Origin of the sequence: Kitasatospora sp. NPDC002227 (assembly GCF_040296285.1) — a bacterium.
Taxonomy (GTDB): Bacteria; Actinomycetota; Actinomycetes; order Streptomycetales; family Streptomycetaceae; genus Kitasatospora.
On record NZ_JBEOWY010000006.1, the window covers coordinates 155,434 to 178,730 of the forward strand.

The window sequence follows — 23,297 nt, forward strand, 5'->3', positions numbered from 1 at the left end:
CTGCACCATCAGGGCCGCTACCCGACGAACCGGAACCCCGGCCGTGGATGCATCAGGAAGTCGTGGTGCGAGATGTTCCACGCATAAGCCCCCGCCATCTTGAACAGCACCCGGTCCCCGGCCCGCAGTACCCCCACCGGAGCCCGCTGCGCCAGCACGTCCTTGGGCGTGCACAGCTGCCCCGAAAGCGTGGCGCAGCCCGTGGTCACGGCCGGACGCTCCCAAGGCCGGCCCCACTCCTGCACCGCCACGACCTCGAACGGCTGCGAGTGCCCCCGGGTGGCCGGAGTCCGCAGATGGTGCGTCCCACCCCGGACCACCGCGAAGTCCTCCCCGTGGCTCTGCTTCACATCGAGCACCTCGGTCGCGTACCAGCCGCAGTAAGCGGTCAGTGCCCGCCCCGGCTCGATCCGCAGCCGCAGCCCCGGGTGCGCGTCCAGCAGCTCGGCCAGGCCCGTCCCGAACGAGACCCAGTCGAAGCGCAGCTCGGCCGAGCCGTAGTCCACGGCCATCCCGCCCCCGACGTTCACCTCGTCCAGGGCGAGCCCGTACCGCCCGGCCAGCCCCACCGACCAGGCCACGATCCGCCCGGCCAGCGCGACCTGCTCGGCCGCGTCCAGCCCGCTGGCCAGATGCGCGTGCACCCCGCGCAGCCGCAGCCGCTCGAAGCCCGGCCCGGCGAGCAGCCGCACACACCGCTCCATCTGCTCCGGATCCATCCCGAACGGCGTCGGCCGCCCGCCCATGGCGAGTGCCACCGACTCCAACTCGCCGGAGCCGACCGGCAGGTTGGCCCGAAGCAGCACGTCCACCGGCCCGTCCGCCGCGGCCGCGAGCAGCCGCAGCTCGTGCTCGCTCTCCACGTGCCAGCGCCGCACGCCCAGCTCCAGCGCCATCGCGATCTCGGCCGGAGTCTTGCCGGGCCCGCCGAAGGCGAGCGGAGCGTCCGGCACCGCCGCCCGCACATGTGCCAACTCCCCGCCGGAGGAGACCTCGTAGCCGTCCACGATCCCGTCCAGCGCGGTCAGGATCGCCGCCTCGGGGTTGGCCTTCGCCGCGTAGTACAGCTCCACCCGCTCCGGCAGCGCGGCCCGCACAGCCGTCGCGTGCGCCCGCAGCTCGCTCAGGTCGTAGACATAGCAGGGCAGTTGCTCACCAGCGAGACGGCTCACCAGCTCCCGCACCAGCGCGCTCATCGGTCACCGCCCAGCGCCAGTGCGGCCTCGGCCAGCACGTCCGCCGCGAGCGGGGAGGGCAGCCGGACGTAGCCGGCCTCCCGGTCGGCCTTGCGCTCCCACCGGGTCATCAGATTGGCCTTCGCGGGCAGCGGCACCCCGGCGAGCAGCGCGCTGAGCCTCGGCGGGCAGCCGTGCCGGTCCGCGTAACTGCGCAACTCCGCCCGCACCGCGGCCCAGAACGCGGCCTCCAGCTCGGGGAAGAGGTCGCCCAGCGCCGAGACCAGCTCGGAGAGGTGGTTGACCACCAGGCAGTAGACCACCCGGTCCCAGCCGCGCTGCGCGTCGTAGGTCATCGGCCCGGCCACCTCCGGCGCCAGGCCGGCCAGCCGGGCGGCGGCCTGGTCCGGGACCAGCTTGGTGCCCTCCAGGTCGCGGAAGAGCACCTGGGCCGGGCGGCCCCCGGCGTCCACCCCGAGCAGGACGTTCTGCAGGTGCGGCTCCAGCACCACCCCGTGGTCGAAGTAGGCGGCGAGCACCGGCGGCACCACCAGGTGCAGGTACCTGGCCCACCACTCCTGGGCCTGATCCGCATCGGCGCCGTCGAGCAGCACGGACAGGTGCGCCGAGCTGGTGGGGTACTCGTCCGCCACGGCGGCTGCCAGCAGCGGGGTGACCTCGGGCTCCAGCCGGGCCGCCAGGCCCTCGCGGACGATCAGCCCGAAGCCCTCGAACAGGGCCTGGTCGACGGTGCCGTCCGCCCCCGGCAGGGCGAGGGTGCGGAAGGCGGGCTCCCGCAGCATCGCGGCGTGCGGGAAGCGCTGCTCGAGCTCGGCCAGCGGTTCGGCGAGCAGCCGGCCCAGCTGCACCGCGCCGGTCAGCTCGTACGCGGCGTTCTTGCGCAGGCAGTTGGTGATCCGCACGTTCAGGCTGAACTTGAGGAAGGCTCCGGCCCCGGCCAGGGTGCGGACCGAGGCGGTCGGGGTGAACGGCTCGCCGCCCTCGCCGAGGTCGATCACGTCACCGCGCTCGATGGCGGCCAGCAACAGCGGGTGGTCGCCGATGAGTTCGTACTGCCAGGGGTGGGCGGGCAGCAGCCGGTAGCCGTCCGGGACGTGGGCCAGGCCGTCGAGCAGGGCGAGGGCGGCCGGGTCGGTGGTGTCCTCGGCGATCAGCTCGGCGCGCACCGCGAGGTGGCGCAGCCGGAAGGCGGCGCGGGCCTCTGGGGCGTAGGCGGACCAGGAACCGCGCTCGGCGGTGCGGGACTTGGGGGCGGGGTGGAAGCGGTGGCCGAAGAGCAGGGCCTGCTCGGACTCCAGGTAGCGGTCCGGGCCGGGCGCCGGCCGGTCGGCGAGCGCCGCCGCGACCCCGGCGTGGCTGGAGGCCAGCTGGGCCAGGAACTCCCCGTTGGCCAGGCCGCTGCGCAGGGTCAGTTCGGCCTGCACGTGCTCGGCCAACTCCCGCCAGCTCAGCTCCTGGTGGCCGCGTTCGGACTGCGCGAAGACCGGGCCGGTGAAGCGGTGGGCGCCCGCGATCGAACTGCGGCGCAGTTCGACCCGCAGTTCGACCCCGCGCCGGGGCAGCCGAAGGCGCAGCCAGCCGTCGCAGACGGCGGTCTGGTGCTCGGGGGCGGAGACCTCGCGGAGCAGGCAGTTGAGCAGGGTGTGGGCCACCACGTGGTCGGCGGCGGGGAGGCTGGTGAGTACGGTGCTGGTGGGCATCAGGCGCTCCGTCGGGAGAAGCGGGCAGGCCCGGAGCGAGCCGGCCGGGCGAGCAGGGTGAGGGCGAGGGCGGCGAGGGCGGCGAGCGCTCCGGCCAGCACGGGGGCGGTCGGGCCGTAGCCGCTGTTGACCAGCGCGGCGACCACTCCGGCGGCGACGGCGCCGCCCTTGGAGACCAGTTCGAGGGTGCCGAACATCCGGCCGGGGGGTCTCCCGGCGGCGGCGCTCGCGGCGAGCACCGAGAGGCAGACCAGGCCGAGGGTCATCCCGGCGCCGAGCACCAGGCGGGCGAGGGCGAAGGCAGCAGTGGAGTGGGCCGTCCAGTGCAGGGCCAGGCCGAGGGTGACCAGGCTGAAGCCGAGGGCCATCCCGGCCTGCGGGCGGTGCAGGAAGAGGGTGTGCACCCGCCCGGCGAAGGCCAGGTAGCACAGGTGCGGCAAGGCGAAGAGCGCCCCGGCGGTGGTGCCGGGGATGCCGGGCAGGCGCTGCTCGACCAGGGCGATCAGATAGGGGTAGGAGACGATCGTCGCGAAGACGAAGGCGAACTCCAGGGCGTAGAGCAGCCGGAGCGGGCCGAGGGCGCCCGGGGCGGCCGGGGAACTGCTCGTGGGCGCGGGGCAGGCGGGCTCGGGCAGCAGGGAGAGCAGGCCGGCGGCGGCCAGCGGCAGCACGGCCATCACCAGGTACTGCCGGTGCGGTGAGATCCACGGGGAGAGCAGGCCGACCAGGATCGGCGCGGCGACCAGCGCGGCGCGGGCGCTGCCCTGCATCAGGGTGAGCGCGCGGGAGAGCGAGGGGCCTTCGAGCGCGGCGGCCAGGTAGCCGTTGGTGGCGGCGAAGGTGCCGCCGAGGAAGCCCTGCAGGACGAGCGCGACGGTGAACGCGGGCAGGCTGTCGGCGGCCCCGGCGAGCAGGAAGGAGACGGCGAGGCCGAGTTGGGCCCGCAGGAGCAGCCGCTTGCGGCCGAAGCGGTCGGCCAGGCGCCCCCAGAGCGGGGCGCCGAGCGCGCTGAACACGGTCGGCACGATGTACAGCACCCCGGCCCAACTGCCGTCCTGGTCACCGAGCCCCGGCAGGATCGCGGTCAGGTAGGGCGGCAGGCCGAGGGCGGCGAAGGAGGCGACGAAGTAGCAGGCCGCCACGGCGTGCACCTGGCGGCGGCCGAGGCCGGCTTCCGCGATGGGAGCCGGCACCCGGGCCGCCTGGGCCGTCAGCACTCCGCCTGCTTCAGGTAGTTGGGGCCGGTGGTGTAGTGCTTGTTGATGTCGGCGGCGCCGGTGCGCTCCTTGCTGAGCAGCGTCCCGGCGGTGACCATCGCCTTCACCGGCAGCTCCCCGGCCTCGAGCAGTGCGGCGCGCAGCGGCTCGGCGCCAGGGCCGACCCGGTCGAGGGCGGCGGTCAGCTTCGCGCGCAGCAGGCCGAGCGTGGTGGCCAGCGGCGCGCGGCCGTGGGCGGCCAGGCCGAAGGCGAGGGAGGCGGCGCACAGGTGGCCGGTGATGGTGGTGAACAGGTCGGTCAGCGCCCGGTCGTCCGAGGCCGCCACCCGGTGGTCGTCGAACTCGGCCGCGAAGTGCGCGAGTTCACCCATCCGCGCCGGGTTGATCCGGGGGCCGTCGTTGTCCTTGTAGAGCAGCCGCAGCCGGGCCCGGCCGTCGACGGTGTCGAGCACCAGGGAGGTGTTCTGCTGGTGGGACTCGAGCGCGACGCCGTACCCGAAGAGGGCGGTCTGCCAGTCGAGCAACAGCTCCAGGAAGTCGGCGTACAGGGCGAGGACATCGCCGTCGTAGAACCGGCTCGCCAGGTGGTCCACCACCAGGAGCCCGCCCGGGGCGGGGGCGAGCAGGGCTGCCAGCGAGACGGTCACGGCCCGGTCGAGTCCGGCCGGGTAGCGGCGGGCCAGCACGGCGAGCAGCTCGTGGCCGGCGTGCGCGTAGCACTGCTCGTCGGCCAGCAGGATCCGCTCGGCGAACCGGGGTTCGCGGGCCAGCACGGCCTCGAGCAGGCGCTGGCCGGCGGCGCCGTCCACCAGGGTGCCGGGCTTGACGGTGCGGCGGTTGCGCAGGCCGAGGGTGGCCGTGGCGAGCGGCAGCTTGAGGTGGTGGGCCGGGTCCTGTGCGACGGCGACGGTGCGCATCGAGAGGGTGGGCACCACCTCCAGGTACGGGCGCTCGGCGAGCAGTGCGCCGGGCAGCGCGTCGCGGGCGGCCTCCGCCGTCAGCGGGTGCACCGGCACGGTCAGGTACGGGCCGTCGGCGCCGCGCAGGCCGAGCTGCTCGGGGGTGGGCCACCAGTCGGGCAGCGGGCCGGCACCCTCGACGGTGAGCGCCGAGGCCGGCACGGCCAGCCAGCGCAGCAGGAAGGAGGGGTGGAACTCCGGTGCGTACGACATGAGTTGGTCATCGTCCAGGCCGGAGCGGCCGCGCGCGGTCGGGTAGACCGGGTGGTCGAGGTAGGCGGCCAGCGTGTCGAAGGCCAGGCTCGGGCCGAGGCCGTACCAGTCGGCCGGGTCGGCGCCGTACTGCTTGGCCAGGCCCTCGAGCACCTCCGGCTGGGCGCTCTCGTGCAGTCGCATGGTGGCCAGGGTCTGGGCGCACTCGGCGGCGAAGGCCTGGTACCCCGCCTGATCACCGGGCTCGGCCAGTGCAGCCAAGGCGCTGGTCAGCCGGCCGAGTTCGCGGTGCTCCGTGCCGTCCACCACCAGCAGCGCCAGCCGGGCGGTGTACTCGCCCTGGAAGCCGTCCGGGCCCACCGGCAGGGCCAGCCGCTCGCCGCACAGCCACGGCCCGTCGGGCCGCTCGACCAGTGTGGTGGCGCTGCGCAGCCCGGCGACGTCCTCGCGGAGCAGGGCGCCTAGTACCCGAAGGGTCAACTGCGTCTCGGCGCTCATCCGGTGATCTCCCAGCGGTTGGCCGCGATGAACTCGGCGACGGCGCGGTCCACGCCGGCCTGGTCCGGGCCGATGGCCCAGATCACGCCGAGGTAGTCGCGGTTGGTGCGGTAGTGCTCGTGGTGCTCGCCGAGCGGGCGCAGCGGGCGGTAGGCGAGGCGGACGCCGTCGTGCTCCTGGTCCGAAGGGCCGGGGGCGCCGGTCAGGGTGCCGGCGCGGTCGGCGCAGACCACCTCGTTGCGGGCGCGCCGGTCGGTGCGCGCGCCGAGCTCGGCGGGCAGCGGGTGGCCGAGGTGGGCGGAGAGCACCAGCTCGAAGTAGGGGATGGCCAGGATCTGGGCCAGCATCATGTCGCACTGGTCGCCGATGGCACGGTAGTTGACCTCGATAAGGCGCACCCGGCCGTCCGGCTGGACCACGAACTCGGTGTGGCAGGCGCCGAAGCCCACCTCCAGGGCGTCGAGTTGGGCCAGCACCTGGTCGGTGACGGCCTGCGGGTGGGCGGGCACGAAGGTGAGCACCTCCTCGACGAAGTGCGGCGGCGGGGAGAGCCGGGTGTGGAAGCCGCCGAGCACGTGGCGGCGCTCGCCGTCGCCCAGGGTCTCCAGGGTGTGCAGCTCGCCGTGCAGGAACTCCTCGACCACGAGGACGGCTTCAGGCCTGCGCCGGCGGATCTCCTTGCAGTGCAGGGCCAGCTCCTCGGCGTCGGCGGCCAGCGCGACGTCCTCGCTGGCCACGCCCTCGCGGGGCTTGACCACGCAGGGGAAGGGCGGGTCCAGCCGGGCGGGGCCCTGTCCGGGGGCCAGCTCGGCGGACCAGACCAGGTCCAGGCCGGTGAGCGCCAGGTGGCGGCGCAGCTCGGCCTTGTTCTTGGCCCGCAGGGTGGCCCGCCAGCTCTTGCCCGGCAGGCCGAAGTACTCGGCGGCCAGGGCGGTCTGGGTCTGCAGGTGGTCGCTGTTGCTGAACACGGCGGCGGGGGCGTCCAGCCGGGAGATCAGGCTGATCACCTCCCAGTGGTCGCGCACCGGGCACTCGACCACCTCGGGGGCGAACTCGAGTTCTTGGTAGGCACGTTGGTGGTCGGCGACGGAGTCGGTGAGCACGGTGACGGAGAGGCCGAGTCTCGCGGCGGCGGGCAGGAAGCCCTGGGTGACGGAGTCGGTGGGGTTCAGAGCCAGCAGGTACAGCCGCACGACGACGAGTCCTCTCGGTGGTTCAGGGGGAGCGGGGGCGGGCAGTGGGCCCACCCCCGGTAAGGGGCGGCCTACTTGGGAGCGTCGACGCCCGCGGCCTTGGCGATGTCCACGAGCATCGCGTCGGCGGCCTGCACGCCGATGCCCGACATCCAGGTCTCGTCCGGCACGTTGAAGACCTTGTTGTTCTGCACGGCCTTCAGGCCCTTCCAGACCGGGGTGTTCTGGACCTCGCTCTCCTTGGTCTTGGTCGGGTCGTCGGCGGTGGTGACGAAGACCAGGTCGGCGTCGGCCTTGTTGATCTGCTCGGCGGAGACCTCGCTCATGGCCTTCTCGAGGTCCGGGTTGGCCGGGCGGTTCAGGCCCACGTCGGTGAGCACGGTGCCGCTGAAGGAGGCCTTCTGGTAGAGCCGGGTCGGGCCGGCCACGAAGCGCACCACGGAGGCGGTCGGCATGGTGCCGCCGTTCTTGGCCTTGATCTCGGCGCCGAGCTTGGCGGCCCGGGCCTGGTAGTCCTCCAGCGCCTTCCTGGCCTCGGCCTTCTTGCCGAGCGCCTTGGCGTAGAGGGCCAGGTTGTCCTTCCACGGGAAGCCGGTGGTCTCGGCGAGCACGGTGGGCGCGATCGCGTTGAGCTTGGCGTAGACCTTCTCGTGGCGGACCTTGGAGGAGAGGATCAGGTCGGGCTTGAGCGAGGCGATCAGCTCCAGGTTCGGCTCGGCCATCGGGCCGACGTCCTTGGTACCGGAGATCTTGGACTTGAGGTAGTTCGGGAAGCCGCCCTCGGTCTTCATGTGCGGGGAGACCGCGCCGAGCGGCGTGATGCCGAGCAGGGTGACGTCGTCCAGCTCGCCGCTGTCGAGCACGACCACGCGCCTGGGCTGGGCCTTGATCTCGGCGGTGCCCATGGCGTGCTTGACGCTGCGCGGGAAGGACGCGGCGGCATCGCCGGCGGGCTTGTCGGTGGCGGCCGCGGGCTCCTTGGCGCCGCCGTCGCTGCCGCAGGCGGTGAGCAGACCGGCGGAGACCGCGAGGGAGAGGACGGCGAGCGGCAGACGGCGCTGGATCATGTCGGATTTCCTTGGTGCAGAGGTGATTTCGGGTGTGGCGAAGGAAGCCCCGGCGTCTGCGGGGGCGTCACGGGGTGGTTCAGGACGTCAGTTGGCGGGCCCGGCGGGCATGCGGGACGACCAGCGGGGTGCCGGTCTCCGGGTCGGGGATGACCCGGCACGGGACGCCGAAGACCTGCTCGACCAGTTCGGGGTCAAGCACCTCGGCGGGAGGCCCGGCGGCGGCGAGCCGGCCGCCGTCGAGCACCACCAGGTGGTCGGCGTACCTGGCGGCCTGGCCGAGGTCGTGCAGCACCATGACCACCGTGCGGCCCGCCTTGGCGTGCAGCTCGGAGACCAGGTCGAGCACCTCCAGCTGGTGGCGCAGGTCGAGGAAGGTGGTCGGCTCGTCCAGCAGCAGCAGGTCGGTCTCCTGAGCCAACGCCAGGGCCAGCCAGGCCCGTTGGCGCTGCCCGCCGGAGAGCTGGTCCACCTGGCGATCGCGCAGTTCGGCGGTGCCGGTGCGCAGCAGCGCCTGCTCGACGGCCGCCTGGTCGGCGGCCGACCAGGGGCTGAGCATCCGCTGGTGCGGGTAGCGGCCGAGCCGGACCAGCGCCTCCACGGTGATCGCCTCGGGTGTGACGGGCTGCTGCGGGAGCAGGCCGAGCCGCTTGGCGAGCGTACGGGCGGGCAGTCGGTGGATGTCGGCGCCGTCCAGGGTGACCTGCCCGGCAGCGGGGGCCAGCAGGCGCACCAGGCCGCGCAGCAGGGTGGACTTGCCGCAGGCGTTCGGGCCGACGATCGCGGTGACGGCGTTGCCGGGCAGGGTCAGGTCCAGGCCTTCGACGATCCGGCGGTCCCCGTAGCGCAGGTCGAGCTGCTGGGCGGCGAGTTGGTTCCGTGGCTGGTTCATCAGGCACTCCGGTGGGCCGGGCGGCGGATCATCAGGGCGAGCAGCCAGGGCGCGCCGAGGGTCGCGGTCACGGCGCCGACGGGCAGGCCGTGGACGGGCAGCAGGTACAGGGCGAGGTGGTCGGCGGCGAGCAGCAGCAGCGCGCCGGTCAGGGCGGTGAGCGCCAGCGTCGCGGGGGTGGGCGGTCCGGCCAGGAGACGGACCAGGTGCGGCACGGCGAGTGCGACGAAGGCGACCGGGCCGCTGAGCCCGGCGGCCAGCGAGGCCAGCACCACGGCGAGCAGCAGCAGGCCGAGGCGCGCCCGGCCCGGGTCGAGGCCGAGGCCGCCGGCCGAGTCGTCCCCGAGGTCGAGGACGGCCAGGCGGCGCTGGGCGAGGAAGGCGAGGGCGCAGGTGAGGGCGATGGCGGTGCCGCCGACGTCGACCTCGGTCCAGGTCCGCCCGTAGAGCGAGCCGGTGGTCCACTGCAGGGCGGAGGCGGCGAGCTCGGCGGGGAAGCGGACGATCATCAGGTTGACCGCCGCCGCCAGAGAGGCCTGCACCGCGAGCCCGACCAGCACCAGCCGGGTGACGGGCACCTTGGCCTTCCAGGCGAAGCCGCCGAGCAGCACGGCGGCCAGCAGCCCGCCGCCGAGCGCACCGAGGGGGATGAGCGCCTGGCTCGCCCCGGTGGCCAGCAGCAGCACGGCGCCGAAGGAGGCGCCGCCGGTCACGCCGACCACGTCCGGCGAGGCGAGCGGGTTGCGGAACAGCCGCTGCAGCAGCGAGCCGGAGACGGCCAGACCGGCCCCGGCGACCAGGGCGGCGACCACCCGGGGCGCGCGGAACTCCTGGACGACCAGCACGTTCCCGTCGTCGCCGAAGCCGAACAGCGCCCGCAGCGAGTCGATTAGCGGGAGCTTCACCTGACCGGTGCTCAGCGCCACCGCGGTGAGCAGCACGAGCAGGACGGCGGCCACGGCACAGAGCGTCAGGGAGCGGCGCCGCCGCCCGGGGAGGGAGAGCGAGCTCATCGCTGCGCCTCCTCGGAGCAGCCGTCGAGCGGCGTCAGGCCGAGGCTCAGTGCCAGGCCGAGGCCCAGTGCCAGGCCGGTCGGATCGGCCGGGCCCGTGGCGCCGGGGCGGTCGGCCGGGTCGGCAGCCGGCGGGAGGTCATGGCCGTACGGGTCCGTCCCGCTGGGAAGCGAAGCGTTGTGAGCGTTCACCGGGCCGCCTTCCGGGCCAGCAGGGCCAGCAGCGGGGCGCCGAGGAAGGCGGTCACGATGCCGACCTCGATCTCGCTGGGGCGGGCCACCACCCGGCCGAGCACGTCGGCGGCGAGCAGCAGGATGCCGCCGGTCAGGAAGCAGCCGGGCACCAGCCAGCGGTGGTCGCCGCCCAGCAGCGGGCGGACCAGGTGCGGGGCGGCCAGGCCGATGAAGGCGACCGGGCCGGCCACGGCGACGGCGCCCGCGGCGAGCAGCACCACGGCCAGTCCGCCGAGCACCCGGATCCGGGCGACCGGCACGCCGAGCGCCTGCGCGCTCTCGTCGCCGAGGGCGAGCGCGTTGAGCGAGGGGGTGACGGCGAGCGCGAGCACCGCGCCGAGCAGGATCAGCGGCAGGACGGGCCGGAGCACGTCGAGCCCCCGCCCGCTCAGCGATCCGGCCAGCCAGAAGCGGGCCTCGTCCAGCGTGCGGTGGCTGGCGAGCATCAGCGCGGAGGTCCAGGAGGCGAGCACGGCGGTGAGCACGGTGCCGCCGAGGGCGAGCCGGACGGGGTCGAGGGCGCCCGAGCGCCGGGCCATCGCGTAGGCGAGGACGGCCGCGCCGGCGGCGCCGGTGACGGCGAACCAGACGTACTGCAGCGGGTGGCTGCAGTGGAAGGCGAAGATCGCGGTGACGACGGCGAAGCTCGCCCCGGCGTTGATGCCGAGCGTGGTCGGCGAGGCCAGCGGATTGCGGGTGACGCCCTGGGCGACGGCCCCGGCCGCGCCGAGCGCGGCGCCGACCACCAGGCCGATCACCGTGCGCGGCACCCGAAGGCCCGTCACCACGTCGGCGTCGCCGCCGTGGGCGGAGCCGGTGAGGGCGTCGAGGACGGTGGCGAGCGGGACGGGGCGGGAGCCGAGAGCGAGGCTCAGCGCGCAGCAGAGCGCCAGCACGGCCAGCCCGCAGAGGAGCACCAGGGGCTGGCGCACCGTCCGGGCCGGCCGCGCCGCAGCTGGGGGCATCGGCGTGGCGGTGGTAGGCACGGGACGAAATATTAGGTGAGGCTTACCTAACCTAGTCAAGTCGGCCCTCTTGAATGGTCAAGAGATCGTCAGGTACCTATAAGGTGAGCCTAACCTAAACCTGATCTTCGGGGGTTGCCTTGTCGAAGCTGCTCGAACTGCCGACACCGCCCCGGTCACTGGCCGGTACGTACCGTCGGCTGCTCGCCGCCTGCGAAGCCTTGGACGTCGAGCTGCTCCCCGCCGGTGCGCCGCTGCGGCCCGGCTGGTGCACCGTCGGCCAACTGCCGTTCGCCGCCGAGGAACTCGTCGAGGCCGAGGCGGCCCGGATCGAGGCCGGGTACGGGAAACGGCCCCGCACGCACGTCGCGGCCTCCCGCTTCCTGCACCACTACCTCTGGTCCGCCACCCTGCTGCTGAGCGGTCCCTGGTACCTGGCCGGCCAGGTGCCGCGCCCCGCCGAGCCGCGGATCGAGATCGCCACCGGCCGCTTCGCGCTGTGCCCGCCGCAGGGCGAGCCGGGTGACCCGGCCGCGCTGCGGGCCGCCGTCGCGGCGCAGCTCGGGCCGGTGCTCGCCGCCTTCCAGTCGTACGTCAAGCGCGGGCCGCGCGCACTGTGGGGGATGGCCGCCGACGACCTGGCCTCCGGGCTCTGGTACCTGGGGCGGGTGCTCGGCGAGGAGGAGCGCGGGGCGGAGCTGGCCGGTCTGGTGCTGCCTGGTGACACCCCGCCCTTCCCCGGCGCCGCCGACTTCCGCCGCCTGCCCGGCACCGAGGGCCGGAGCCACCTCACCCGCACCCGGCTCGGCTGCTGCCTCTACTACGCCGTCCGCCCCGCCGAGGCCTGCCTCACCTGCCCGCGCACCGAGGACGGCGAACGGGTCCGGCGCCTGGAGTTGTGAGCTGGTGGCGCTCATATAGTGAAGAGGGCGTGAAAGGCGGAGAGTGGAGGGGAGGGCGGACGGCCCCGGGCCGTCCGCCGCGCGGAACGGCCTGCGAGGGAATCATGCCTCTGCCCAGCTACGGCGTCGCCATCGGCACGTACCAGGACTTCAACCGCGACCCGGCCCACAACTTCGGCCAGTGGTACCACGGTCACCTCTTCCTCAACACCCCCGAGGGCGTCTACCAGGCGGCCCTGGACGTGGACGCGCCGGCGAGCGTCGGGGTCAGCTACCGGCTGGTGGACGACCTGCGAGTGGCGGACATCGCGACCGTCCGCGCGCTCACCGACGGGTTCCACCCACTGCCCTCGGCCGCCTCCTCGGGGGCGCTCGACTACGCCCGCAGCCCGATGCTGCAGGACCGGCTCTGGTGGCGCCTGATCAGCCAACTGGTCGGCAACCTGCACCACGCCCTCGGCCGCCACCAGCCCGGTACCCCCGTGTACGGGCCGGACGCGGCGGACGGACTGGCCGAGCTGGTCCAGCAGCTGCGGGCCGAGCTGTCCCGCAAGGACCTGCTCACCTTCCTCTGGCCGCAGCTGCGGTTCTTCCCCTGGGTCTCCAGCAACGGCGACAACGCGCTGGACGTCCTGGTGCCCTACCTCCAGGCGGCGGCCCGGATCTACTGCTTCGGCCAGCGCTTCACCACCGGCCTCGGGGTGCACGACGTGCACTGCAACCAGGGCGACCCGGCCGGCAGCCAGTGGTACCAGACGGACGGGATCTGGCAGGACGGCGCGGTGCTCTGCGAGCACGCGGACGGCAGCGTGGCCGCCTGGCAGATCAAGTTCAACACCCAGACGCTGGCCACCGACGGCGCCGGCCACCCCCGCTGACCGGCGGTCTAGGCTGAGCTCGGAGCCCAGAGCCCAGCCCTAGGAGACCAGTTGAGTGCCGTCGCCCACCCGATGTTCGTCCACCCGCTCGGCGAGGACGCCGCGCTGATCCCGCGCACGCCCGACCTCGCGGAGCCCTACCACGCGGTGCTGTCCGCCAATCTGGCGCGGCTGGCGCGCTGGGAGCCCTGGGCGCTGAGTGAGGGCAGCGTGGCCGACACCGCCGGGTTCCTGCGGAGGTCGGCGGTGGAGTCGCTGGACGGGGACCTGCTGCCGGTGCTGATCGGTGTCCGGGCCGAGGGCGGCGGCTGGCGGCTGGTCGGCAGCTCCGGGCTGAAGATCGACCGGGCGGCCCGGGCCGGGATCATCGGCTACTGGATCGACGAGTCCTTCGAGGGGCGCGGACTGGTGAGCCGCACCGTCACGGCCCTGCTCGACCGGGCCTTCGGTGAACTCGGCCTGGTCCGGGTCGCCCTGTACACCGAGACCGCCAACACCCGCAGCCGCGCGCTCGCCACCCGCCTCGGCTTCACCGAGGAGGGCGTGCTGCGCCGGGCCATCGCCTTCCCCGGCGACCACCGCGACCAGGTGGTCTACGGCATGCTCGCGGAGGAGTGGCGCTCACGCGGCTGAGCCTTCGTCAGCGGCGTGAACTCCCGGCGGCAGTACCGCTGTTCGGTCGCGGTCGCGGCGGCGAGCAGCAGGGCGGCGGCGGCCGCGGCGGCGGTGACCCGGAAGGGTGCCGTCGGGCCGTAGTGGTCCGCGACCCAGCCCGCGGTCAGGGTGCCGAGTGCCTGGGCGAGGGTGATGGCGCTGACCAGGGCGGCCATCGCCTCGCCCAACCTGCCGGCGGGGACCGTCCGTTCGGTCAGGCCGAAGATGGTGATCAGCTGCGGGGCGACCGCCAGGCCGAGACCGCCGACGGCCAGGGTGAGCGTGCTGACGCTGCCGACCGCCGGCAGCGGCAGCGAGGCGGTCAGCAGCAGGGCCGTGCCGGCCCGCAGGCGCAGCGGCAGACCGAGGCGGGCGGGCAGCGCGGCCGTGACCAGCCCGGCCAGCGCGCTGGCGCCGCCGAGCAGACCGTAGATCAGCCCGGCGGCCCCCGCGTGCCCGAGGGCGGCGGTGGTCGCCGTGACGCCCACCTGGACCGAGCCGAAGCAGACCCCGAGCAGCGCGGTGGCGGCCAGCAGCAGCGCGTACGGGGTGTTCACCAGCGGCTCGGCGGCACGGTGCCGGGGCCGGCCGCGCCCGGGGGCGGCGGTGGGGTGGAGGGCGAACAGCGTGCCGCAGCTGCCGACCAGGGCGGCGGCGAGCAGCAGCCCGGCGGCCGGGTCCAGGGCGGTGGCCAGCAGGCCGACCACGGCCGGGCCGGTGGTGAAGCTGATCTCGTCGACGAGCCCGTCGACGGACAGGGCGGCCGACGTCGCGGCGGTGTCCCCGGCGGCCAGGTGCACCCAGCGGCTGCGGGAGAGCGGGCCGACCAGCGGCACGGAGGCGCCGATCGTCGCCGCGCAGGCGAGTTGGACCCAGAACGGCAGGCCGGCCTGCGAGGCGCCGACCAGGGCCAGGATCGCCAGCGCGTTGACCAGCGCGGCCGCAAGGCCGACCCGCCGCTGGCCGTGGCGGTCGGCGAGCCGCCCGAGCGGCGGCCCGCCGACCGCCTGGGCCAGGGCGAGCAGGCCGGTGGCGGCCGAACCGTGCCACACGCTGCCGGAGTCGTGGGTGACGAGCAGCAGGCTGCCGATCGGGCACATCGCGTTGGGCAGCCGCCCGAGCAGCGACCAGGTGAGCACCCGCCCGCCGGTCAGACCCACGGCGGTACGGAACGTCGAGACCACGCCCATGCGGAGAACACCCCTCGAAGGGTCCGGCTTCGGGGCGCCCGCCTCCCGTCCACCGGCCCGTAGTTGAGGAAGTCGTCCTGCGGGTGAGGGCATGAACCGTATCACCATCAGATGTCCACACTTCGTCAGTGGGACGACAAGCAGGATGGCGGAAAGAGCTCGGGGGCGCGGGCGGCGCTCAGTCGCCTTCGGTGATCCGGCCGTACTCGGCGACCACCCGGCGGTCCATCGCCAGGGCGAACTGGGCGTCCGCGACGGTGCGGGCGAGCGGGCGGACGCGCTGGATCAGGGCGGTCAGGCGGGCTGCCTCGGCGGCGGGCAGGTCGGGGCGCAGCGAGCCGAGCAGTTCGTCGCGGACCAGGGCGGTGAAGACCTCGGCGACGGCGTCCGCGTAGTCCTGGGCCTTGCGGCTGGCGGCGAGCACGGCGGTGAGCGGCACGCCCTCGGCGACCAGGGAGGTGGTGGCGTCCATCAGGCGGCGGCTGACGTGGGTGATGCCGTCCGGCTCGAGGGTGATGTAGCCCTGGGCGATCGACTCGGCGGTGTTGGCCTCGGTGAGCTGGTCGCCGAAGGCCTCGCCCAGCTCGGCCCAGGTGAGGTGCACCGGGGTCTCGTCCGACCAGGGCGCCGTGATCGCGGCCTGCAGGCCGATCAGCTCGGCGACGTCCCGCCCGCTCTCGCCGGCGCCGATCAGCTCGGCGATCCCGCCCAGGGTGTGGCCGCGCTCGAGCAGCTCGGCGATCACCCGCAGCCGCTCCAGGTGCTCCTCGCCGTACCAGGCGATCCGCCCCTCCTTGCGCGGTGCCTGCAGCAGCTTGCGCTCACGGTAGAAGCGCAGCGTCCGGGCGGTGATCCCGGCCGCCCGGGCGAGCTCCTCCACCCGGTACTGGCGGGCCGGCGCGGCCTCGGCCGCTGTGCTGATCGTCTCCACGCCGCCCAGCATAGGGCCGTCCGGGGGCTCGGCAGGAGGCCGGAAACAGATGCCGTCCGCCTTCTTCCCCGGGGCGGCGCCAGCCGCTACTCTGCCAATCGTGCCAGTGATTACTGGCACGGTTCTCGTGGACGTGGACCACACCACTCCCCTCCCAGGAGGCCGATCCGATGGCATCCAGCCCCAAGCGCGGCAAGCAGGCCGCCGCCGAGCAGCCCGGCCCCGAGCAGGCCCCGCACGTGCGGGTGGCGGTGATCGGCTCCGGCTTCGGCGGTATCGGCGCGGGCGTGCGGCTGCGCCGCGCCGGGATCACCGATTTCGTGATCCTGGAGCGCGCCGACGCGGTCGGCGGCACCTGGCGTGACAACAGCTACCCGGGCTGCGCCTGCGACGTGCCCTCGCACCTGTACTCCTTCTCCTTCGCACCCAACCCCGAGTGGCCGCGCGCCTTCTCCTTCCAGCCGGACATCCGCGCCTACCTGGAGAAGGTCACCGACACCTTCGGGGTCCGACCGCACCTGCGCTTCAACGCCGAAGTCACCGAGGCCCGTTGGGAGCCGGAGCACAGCCGCTGGCGCGTCACCACCGCCGCCGGGGTGTGGACCGCCGACGCCGTGGTGGCCGCCGCCGGACCGCTCGCCGATCCGCAGATCCCGGCCATCCCGGGGCTGGCGGAGTTCCCCGGCCGGGTCTTCCACTCCTCGCGCTGGGACCACGAGTTCGACCTCGCCGGCAAGCGCGTCGCGGTGGTCGGCACCGGCGCCTCGGCCGCCCAGATCATCCCGGCCATCCAGCCCAAGGTCGGCAGGCTGACCGTCTTCCAGCGCACCCCCGCCTGGGTGCTGCCCCGCGCGGACCGTGAGATCAGCGGCTTCGAGAAGTGGCTGCACGGCGCCGTCCCGCCCACCGGCAAGCTGCGCCGCGCCGCCCTGTTCGCGCTGCGCGAGCTCCAGGTGGACGCCTTCGTCAAGCGCCCCGGCGCGCTCAGGCTGGTGCAGCAGCTGGCCGTGCGCAACATCGAACGCGGCGTCAAGGACCCGCAGTTGCGAGCCAAGCTGACCCCGGACTACCGGATCGGCTGCAAGCGCATCCTGCTCAGCAACACCTACTACCCGGCGCTGGCCGCACCCAACGCCGAGGTGGTCGCCGCCGGTCTGGCCGAGGTGCGCGGCTCGACCCTGGTGGACTCCCGGGGCGGCGAGCACGAGGTGGACGCGATCGTCTTCGGCACCGGCTTCCACGTCACCGAAATGCCGATCGGGGAGCGGGTGTTCGGTGTCAACGGCCGGAGCCTGCGGGAGGAGTGGAAGGACGGCATGGAGGCGCTGCGCGGCTCGACCGTGCACGGCTTCCCGAACCTGTTCTTCGTGATCGGTCCCAACACCGGCCTCGGCAACAGCTCGATGATCCTGATGATCGAGTCCCAACTCAACTACCTGGTCGATGCGTTGACCGCCCTCCCGGCGGTCGGCGCGGTGGCCATGCACCCCACCGAGCGGGCCCAGCGCCGCTGGAACCTCGAGCTCCAGCACCGGATGACCAGGACCGTCTGGACCACCGGCGGCTGCCGCAGCTGGTACCTGGACGAGACGGGTAAGAACACCGTGCTGTGGCCCGGTTCGACCAGCAGCTTCCGCCGTGCCACCCGCAAGGTCGATCTCACCGAGTACGAGCTGATCACCGCCCCCGTGCCCGCCCCCGCCGCCCTGGAGGTCTCCGCGTGAAGCCTGAATTCAGCAAGGCCGTCGTCACCCCGCTGGACACGGCAGCCGACTGCGTGCCGCCCACTCCGGCCGAGACGTACCGGATCCGCTCCGCCGACGGCCACTGGATCTTCGCCGAGGCACACGGGCCCGAAGGCGCGCCGCTGGTCGTGCTGGCCCACGGCTGGACCTGCTCGACCCGGTTCTGGGCCCCGGTGATCCGCCAACTCGTCCCCGACTACCGGGTGGTGGCGTACGACCAGCGCGGCCACGGCGGCAGCGACCTGCCGCCGACCCAGGCCGGCTACTCGACCGCCAAGCTCGCCGACGACCTGGAGGCCGTGCTGCAGCACGTCGTCCCGGCGGGGGAGCGGGCGGTGCTGGCCGGGCACAGCATGGGCGGCATGACCATCATGGCCGCCGCCGACCGGGCCGAGGTCTCGCTGCGGACCGCCGCCGCGGTGCTGGTCTCCACCGGCGCGGGTGACCTGCTGGCCGAGCTGGCCGTGGTGCCGCCCTTCGTCCGCGGCCAGGGGGCCCGGCGGGTGCTGGGCAAGCTGCTGCTGCAGTCCCGGATGCCGCTCGGCAGGGTCAACAACATCAGCTCCGCCGCGCTCAAGTACGCCACCATGGGCCCTGACTCCTCGCCCGCCCGGGTGCGGGTCACCGCCGAGGTGGTGCACGCCTGTCCGGTCGCCACCCGCTACCGCTGGTCCCAGGTGCTCGGCACCCTGGACGAGTACCACCAGCTGCCCCGGCTCACCGCGCCCACCTCGGTGATCGTCGGCACCCACGACCGGCTCACCCCGCCGGTGCACGCCCGCCGGATCGTGGCCGCGCTGCCCGACTCCCAGGGCCTGCTCGAACTCGCCGGGGTCGGCCACATGTCACCCTTGGAGCGGCCCGCCGAGGTCGCCGCCGAGATCCACCGCCTGGCCGGGATCGCCCAGGACCGCCGCACCGCCGAGCAGCAAGGGAGCACCGCCAAGTGAGCACCGTACCGCCCCTCTCCGCCCAGGTCGTCGTCGTCACCGGGGCCGCGCGCGGCGTCGGCGCGCTGACGGCCCGCAAGCTCGCGCAGGCCGGCGCGAAGGTGGCCCTGGTCGGCCTGGAGCCCGAGGAGCTGAAGGCCGCCGCCGCGCTGTGCGGGCCGTCGGCCTCCTACTGGGAGGCCGACGTCACCGACCTGGACGGGCTGCGGGCCACCGCCGCCGCGATCGTGGACCGCTACGGGCGGATCGACACCGTGGTCGCCAACGCCGGGATCGCCATCGGCGGCCCCCTGGAGGACAGCGACCCCCGGGCCTACGACCGTGTCATCGAGGTCAACCTGCTCGGCAGTGTGGCCACCGCGCGGGCCTTCCTCCCGGCGCTGGCCGAGAGTGGCGGCTACCTGCTGCAGATCGCCTCGCTGGCGGCGATCACCCCGGCGCCGCTGATGTCCGCGTACTGCGCGAGCAAGGCGGGCGTGGAGGCGTTCGCGCACTCGCTGCGGGCGGAGGTCGCCTACCAGGGCATCAAGGTCGGTGTGGGGTACCTGAGTTGGACCGACACCGACATGGTCCGCGGCGCCGACCAGGACGACGTGCTGCGCCGCATGCGGGCCGGCCTCCCCTGGCCGGCCAACAAGACCTACCCCCTCGGCCCGGCCGTCGACCGCCTGGTCGCCGGCATCGCCCGCCGCTCCGCCCACGTCTACGCCCAGGCCTGGCTGCGCGGCATGCAGCCCGTCCGCTGGCTCCTCCCCACCCTGATCGCCGCCGTCGGCAGCCGCGACATCGCCCGCCTCGCCCCCGACCTCAAGGCCACGGCCGCCTCCCGCCTGCGGGCCGTCGGCGCCGGGGGGCAGGCGGACACAGCAACCACCGCCAGGGGCGCGGGGAACGGCGCGGCCAAGTAGGCACTCTGCTTCCAGTGAGGCAGCCGACTCAGTTGCACCCTCCAGGGGCGCGGGGCTCTGCTCATCAACTGCGTGCGCTACCAGCCAGGCACGGCCTGCGGCCCACCGCTTCGCGCAGTTCCTCGCGCCCCTGGGGGCGGTGCGCAGTCCGGCGTGGGGCGCGTCACTCCGGGCCGCACCGCCCGCCTGACGTGCCTTCAGCGCAGTACGGTCTGTCCATGACCACTGCTCTCATCACCGGCGCCACCGCCGGAATCGGTGCCGCCTTCGCCCGCCGGCTCGCCAAGGACGGGCGGGACCTCGTCCTGGTGGCCCGGGACACCGCCCGGCTGGAGGGGACCGCCGCCGAGCTCGGCAAGGCGTACGGCGTGACGGTCGAGACCCTCACGGCCGACCTCGCGACCGAGACCGGCATCGCCGCCGTCGAGGATCGCCTGCGCGACGACGAGCGCCCGGTGGACATCCTGGTCAACAACGCGGGCTTCGGCCACAAGGGCGCCTTCCTCGCCGTGCCGGTCGAGGACGAGCTGGCCATGGTGAAGGTGCACATCGAGGCGATCCTGCGGCTGACCACCGCCGCCGTCCCCGGCATGCGCTCGCGCGGCTTCGGCGGGATCGTCAACGTCGCCTCCGTCGCGGCCTTCCTGCCGCGCGGCACGTACGGTGCCTCCAAGGCCTGGGTGGTGAGCTTCACCCAGGGCATCGCCCGGGATCTGGAGGGCAGCGGCGTGCGCCTGCTGGCGCTCTGCCCGGGCTTCACCCGGACCGAGTTCCACGAGCGCGCCGGGATGGGCACCTCCAACATCCCGGCCTGGACCTGGCTCTCCGCCGAGCGCGTGGTGGACGAGGCCCTGCGCGACCTGGCCCGGGGCCGCTCCCTCTCCGTCCCCGGCAAGCGCTACCGGGCGCTGGTCACCCTGGCCCGCCTCCTGCCGCCCGGCCGCCTCGGCGGCGTCTCCTCCAAGGCGGCCCGCACCTACCGCGACTGACCCGGGCCGGGAGCGCGGGCCCGCCCGGCGAGGGCCAGGCTGGAGGTATGAAGGAGAACCTGGACATACGCAGGGCGGGCCCCGCCGACGCGGGGCGCCGGGTGCTGCTGCTGCCGGGCGGGATGTGCAGCAAGGAGTTCTACGCGGACGTGCTGGCCCGGCCGGAGGTCGCGGGGCTGGGCCTGGTGGCCGTGACGATGCCGGGGTTCGCCCGTACCGAACCGCCGGACGACCTGTCGATGGAGCACTACGCCCGGCTGCTGGCCGAGTGCGCCACGGCGGAGGGCTGCACGCTGGTGGCCGGGCACAGCCTGGGGGCGAACGTGGCGATCGAGATGGCGGCCCTGGGCGTCTTCACCGGGCCGCTGGTGCTCCTGTCGCCCACCTTCTCCCGGGCCGACGAGGCGAAGTTCCTCGGGGTGCTCGACCAGGTGGGCCGGATCCCGGCGGTGGGGCCGCTGGCCTGGACGGCCATGCTGCGGACGATGCCCGCGATGATGAAGAAGGAGATGCTGGCCGGCGGCATCCCGCAGGAGCGGGCCGAGCAGCTGGCTGCGGACCTGGGGAACAACGATCCCGCGTTCTGCCGCGAGCTCGTGCACCACTACTACGGGTACCTGGACCGCCACCCCTCCCTGGTCGACCGGCTGCTGGGCTCCGGGGCCCGGTCCTGGGTGGTGCGCGGCGACCACGACGAGATCGGGCTGAAGGAGGAGGAGCGCCTCGAACTGGAGGAGAGCTCCCTGGTCACGCTGGTGACCGTGCCCGATGCGGGCCACCTGCTGTTGGTGGAGCAGCCGGCGGCGACGGCCCGGGTGATCGCCGAGGCCGCCGCGGGCCGGTAGCCGCTGCAAGCCAATAAGAGTCCAGTCTCACTATTAGCTTGCCTAACTATGAGTTTATCTCGGTATGCTGGTCCAAGACGGCGCAACCGCGCCCGCGCACGCCCCCATGAGCCATGTCCACCACCCAGGAGGTCGCCCTTGAGGCCCGAAGGAATCCAATGGTCCGGCCCGGCTGCGGGCGAGCCCAGGCCGCCCGCCCAGCTGCGCCGAATCCTGGCCCTGTTCCGCCCCTACGCCGGCCGCCTGGCGCTGGTCGGCCTGCTGGTCGCCGCCTCCGCGGTGGTCTCGGTGGCCACGCCGTTCCTGCTCCGCGCCGTCCTGGACGTCGCGCTGCCGCAGGGCCGCACCGGCCTGCTCAGCCTGCTCGCACTCGGCATGATCGCCGCCGCGGTGGTCAACAGCATCTTCAACGTGCTGCAGACGCTGATCTCCACCACCGTCGGCCAGCGGGTCATGCACGACCTGCGGACGGCCGTCTACAGCCACCTGCAGCGCCAGTCGCTGGCCTTCTTCACCCGCACCCGCACCGGCGAGGTGCAGTCGAGGATCGCCAACGACATCGGCGGCATGCAGTCCACCGTCACCTCCACCGCCACCTCCCTGGTCTCCAACCTGACCAGCGTGGTCGCCACCGTGGTGGCCATGGTCGCGCTCGACTGGCGGCTGACGCTCGTCTCGCTGCTGCTGCTCCCGTTCTTCGTCTGGATCAGCCGCCGGGTCGGCAACGAGCGCAAGCGGATCACCACCGAGAAGCAGCGCCAGCTCGCCCTGATGAGCTCGGCGGTGCAGGAGTCGCTCTCCGTCAGCGGCATCCTGCTCGGCCGCACGATGGGCCGCACCGACTCGCTCTCGCGCGAGTTCACCCAGCAGTCCGACGAACTGGCCGAGCTGCAGATCCGCTCCAGCATGGCCGGCCGCTGGCGGATGTCGGTGATCGGGATCGTGATGGCCGCGATGCCCGCCGCGATCTACTGGGCCGCCGGGCTGACCGCCTCCGGCCGGGCGCCACTGGTCTCGATCGGCACCCTGGTCGCCTTCGTCTCGCTCCAGCAGGGCCTGCTGCGGCCGACGGTCAGCCTGCTCTCCACCGGGGTCGACGTGCAGACCTCGCTCGCGCTGTTCGCCCGGATCTTCGAGTACCTGGACCTGCCGGTCGAGATCGCCGAGCGGCCGGACGCGGTGCGCCCGGAGACGGTCCGGGGCGACGTCGCCTTCGAGGGTGTCGACTTCCGCTACCAGGGCGACCAGGACCGGCCCACGCTGTCCGGGATCGACCTCACGGTGCCCGCCGGGAGCAGCCTCGCCGTGGTCGGCGAGACCGGCTCCGGCAAGACCACCCTCAGCTACCTGGTGCCCCGGCTCTACGACGTCACCGGCGGCCGGGTCACCATCGACGGCACCGACGTGCGGGACCTCTCCTTCGCCGCCCTGGCCGAGGCGACGGGCGTGGTCTCCCAGGAGACCTACCTGTTCCACGCCTCGGTGGCCGACAACCTGCGCTTCGCCAAGCCCGGCGCCACCGACGAGGAGCTGGTCGAGGCGGCGAAGGCCGCCCAGATCCACCAGATGGTCTCGGAGCTGCCGCAGGGCTACGACACCGTGGTCGGCGAGCGCGGCTACCGGTTCTCCGGCGGCGAGAAGCAGCGCCTGGCGATCGCCCGGACCATCCTGCGCAACCCGCCGGTGCTGATCCTGGACGAGGCCACCAGCGCGCTCGACAACCAGACCGAGCGCGCCGTGCAGCAGGCCATCGACACCCTCGCGGCGGGCCGCACCACGATCACCATCGCGCACCGCCTCTCGACGATCCGGCACGCGGACCAGATCGCCGTGCTCGACACCGGCCGGGTGGTCGAGCTCGGGACCCACGAGGAACTGCTGGCCCTCGACGGCCGGTACGCGGCCCTGCTGCGCCGGGAGGCCCCGTCCGCCGTCCCCGCACAGGGTCTGTCCGGCGACTCACGCCGGGCGGGCGACGCCGGGGCACGCACCTCGACGGCTTCTCCTCAGTCGCCGATGCTCCGCATGGACTCCCTCGTCGGCGCCGCCGATGTACACACCCCAACGACGCCCGCTATCCGACGTGATCCGAAAGAGAGGCCCTAGGAGTGCACTGACGATCTTGAAATCGCGCCCAGCTTGCACCAGATCGCCCCGAT

21 protein-coding genes are annotated in these 23,297 nt (G+C 73.8%); 9 read left to right on the top strand and 12 right to left on the bottom strand.

The window, feature by feature from the left end; translation table 11 throughout:
* Nucleotides 1–17: 17 nt before the first annotated feature.
* The 10 genes from ABT095_RS07910 to ABT095_RS07955 all read right to left on the bottom strand — a co-directional run bounded on the left by ABT095_RS07910 (nt 18) and on the right by ABT095_RS07955 (nt 11,146).
* Nucleotides 18–1,196 (bottom strand): type III PLP-dependent enzyme, encoded by a 1,179-nt coding sequence (locus ABT095_RS07910; RefSeq protein WP_350528430.1) that lies wholly within the window; start codon nt 1,194–1,196, stop codon nt 18–20.
* Entirely contained in the window at nt 1,193–2,896 is a 1,704-nt protein-coding gene (locus ABT095_RS07915) for an IucA/IucC family protein (RefSeq protein ID WP_350528431.1), read from the bottom strand. Before ABT095_RS07915 ends, ABT095_RS07910 begins: the two co-directional genes overlap by 4 nt.
* A complete protein-coding gene (locus ABT095_RS07920) occupies nt 2,896–4,110 on the bottom strand; it encodes an MFS transporter (RefSeq protein ID WP_350528512.1) in 1,215 nt (404 codons plus the stop codon). Before ABT095_RS07920 ends, ABT095_RS07915 begins: the two co-directional genes overlap by 1 nt.
* Entirely contained in the window at nt 4,107–5,783 is a 1,677-nt protein-coding gene (locus ABT095_RS07925; RefSeq protein ID WP_350528432.1) for an IucA/IucC family protein, read from the bottom strand. Before ABT095_RS07925 ends, ABT095_RS07920 begins: the two co-directional genes overlap by 4 nt.
* Nucleotides 5,780–6,976: an ATP-grasp domain-containing protein gene (locus ABT095_RS07930; RefSeq protein WP_350528433.1), complete on the bottom strand. Its 1,197-nt coding sequence runs from the start codon at nt 6,974–6,976 to the stop codon at nt 5,780–5,782. Before ABT095_RS07930 ends, ABT095_RS07925 begins: the two co-directional genes overlap by 4 nt.
* 71 nt (nt 6,977–7,047) lie before the next feature.
* Nucleotides 7,048–8,043, bottom strand: a complete 996-nt coding sequence (locus ABT095_RS07935) for an ABC transporter substrate-binding protein (protein ID WP_350528434.1) — start codon at nt 8,041–8,043, stop codon at nt 7,048–7,050.
* Nucleotides 8,044–8,122: 79 nt separating this feature from the next.
* Nucleotides 8,123–8,935 (bottom strand): ABC transporter ATP-binding protein, encoded by an 813-nt coding sequence (locus ABT095_RS07940; protein WP_350528435.1) that lies wholly within the window; start codon nt 8,933–8,935, stop codon nt 8,123–8,125.
* The gene (locus ABT095_RS07945; RefSeq protein ID WP_350528436.1) at nt 8,935–9,948 is read right to left on the bottom strand and encodes a FecCD family ABC transporter permease; all 1,014 of its coding nucleotides are present in this window, start codon (nt 9,946–9,948) and stop codon (nt 8,935–8,937) included. Before ABT095_RS07945 ends, ABT095_RS07940 begins: the two co-directional genes overlap by 1 nt.
* Nucleotides 9,945–10,139 (bottom strand): hypothetical protein, encoded by a 195-nt coding sequence (locus tag ABT095_RS07950; RefSeq protein WP_350528437.1) that lies wholly within the window; start codon nt 10,137–10,139, stop codon nt 9,945–9,947. The genes ABT095_RS07945 and ABT095_RS07950 overlap by 4 nt, the downstream gene beginning before the upstream one ends.
* On the bottom strand, nt 10,136–11,146 hold the full coding sequence (locus ABT095_RS07955; RefSeq protein ID WP_350528513.1) for a FecCD family ABC transporter permease: 1,011 nt from the start codon (nt 11,144–11,146) through the stop codon (nt 10,136–10,138). Before ABT095_RS07955 ends, ABT095_RS07950 begins: the two co-directional genes overlap by 4 nt.
* A gap of 140 nt (nt 11,147–11,286) precedes the next feature.
* Between ABT095_RS07955 and ABT095_RS07960 the strand changes: the two genes are divergently transcribed.
* From ABT095_RS07960 to ABT095_RS07970, 3 genes are all read left to right on the top strand, one after another.
* On the top strand, nt 11,287–12,048 hold the full coding sequence (locus ABT095_RS07960; RefSeq protein WP_350528438.1) for a (2Fe-2S)-binding protein: 762 nt from the start codon (nt 11,287–11,289) through the stop codon (nt 12,046–12,048).
* A gap of 104 nt (nt 12,049–12,152) precedes the next feature.
* Nucleotides 12,153–12,926: a DUF2278 family protein gene (locus ABT095_RS07965; protein WP_350528439.1), complete on the top strand. Its 774-nt coding sequence runs from the start codon at nt 12,153–12,155 to the stop codon at nt 12,924–12,926.
* A 51-nt stretch (nt 12,927–12,977) separates the two neighbouring features.
* Nucleotides 12,978–13,559, top strand: coding sequence for a GNAT family N-acetyltransferase (locus ABT095_RS07970; RefSeq protein ID WP_350528440.1), 582 nt, complete (start codon nt 12,978–12,980; stop codon nt 13,557–13,559).
* On the opposite strand, the gene ABT095_RS07975 is transcribed toward ABT095_RS07970, so the two are convergent.
* Both ABT095_RS07975 and ABT095_RS07980 read right to left on the bottom strand, forming a co-directional pair.
* Complete coding sequence (locus ABT095_RS07975; protein ID WP_350528441.1) at nt 13,520–14,770, bottom strand: MFS transporter; 1,251 nt, start codon at nt 14,768–14,770, stop codon at nt 13,520–13,522. The genes ABT095_RS07970 and ABT095_RS07975 overlap by 40 nt on opposite strands.
* A 178-nt stretch (nt 14,771–14,948) precedes the next feature.
* Nucleotides 14,949–15,701 carry a MerR family transcriptional regulator gene (locus ABT095_RS07980; protein ID WP_350528442.1) on the bottom strand — a complete coding sequence of 251 codons (753 nt, stop codon included), beginning with the start codon at nt 15,699–15,701 and terminating at the stop codon, nt 14,949–14,951.
* A 170-nt stretch (nt 15,702–15,871) separates the two neighbouring features.
* Here ABT095_RS07980 and ABT095_RS07985 point away from each other — a divergent pair, with 170 nt between their 5' ends.
* From ABT095_RS07985 to ABT095_RS08010, 6 genes are all read left to right on the top strand, one after another.
* Nucleotides 15,872–17,425: a flavin-containing monooxygenase gene (locus tag ABT095_RS07985; protein ID WP_350528443.1), complete on the top strand. Its 1,554-nt coding sequence runs from the start codon at nt 15,872–15,874 to the stop codon at nt 17,423–17,425.
* Entirely contained in the window at nt 17,422–18,396 is a 975-nt protein-coding gene (locus ABT095_RS07990) for an alpha/beta fold hydrolase (protein ID WP_350528444.1), read from the top strand. The genes ABT095_RS07985 and ABT095_RS07990 overlap by 4 nt, the downstream gene beginning before the upstream one ends.
* A complete protein-coding gene (locus ABT095_RS07995) occupies nt 18,393–19,304 on the top strand; it encodes an SDR family oxidoreductase (protein ID WP_350528445.1) in 912 nt (303 codons plus the stop codon). The genes ABT095_RS07990 and ABT095_RS07995 overlap by 4 nt, the downstream gene beginning before the upstream one ends.
* A gap of 218 nt (nt 19,305–19,522) precedes the next feature.
* Complete coding sequence (locus ABT095_RS08000; RefSeq protein WP_350528446.1) at nt 19,523–20,293, top strand: SDR family NAD(P)-dependent oxidoreductase; 771 nt, start codon at nt 19,523–19,525, stop codon at nt 20,291–20,293.
* A gap of 47 nt (nt 20,294–20,340) precedes the next feature.
* A complete protein-coding gene (locus ABT095_RS08005) occupies nt 20,341–21,138 on the top strand; it encodes an alpha/beta fold hydrolase (RefSeq protein WP_350528447.1) in 798 nt (265 codons plus the stop codon).
* Nucleotides 21,139–21,186: 48 nt separating this feature from the next.
* Nucleotides 21,187–23,244 carry an ABC transporter ATP-binding protein gene (locus tag ABT095_RS08010; protein ID WP_502884835.1) on the top strand — a complete coding sequence of 686 codons (2,058 nt, stop codon included), beginning with the start codon at nt 21,187–21,189 and terminating at the stop codon, nt 23,242–23,244.
* Nucleotides 23,245–23,297 lie beyond the last annotated feature (53 nt).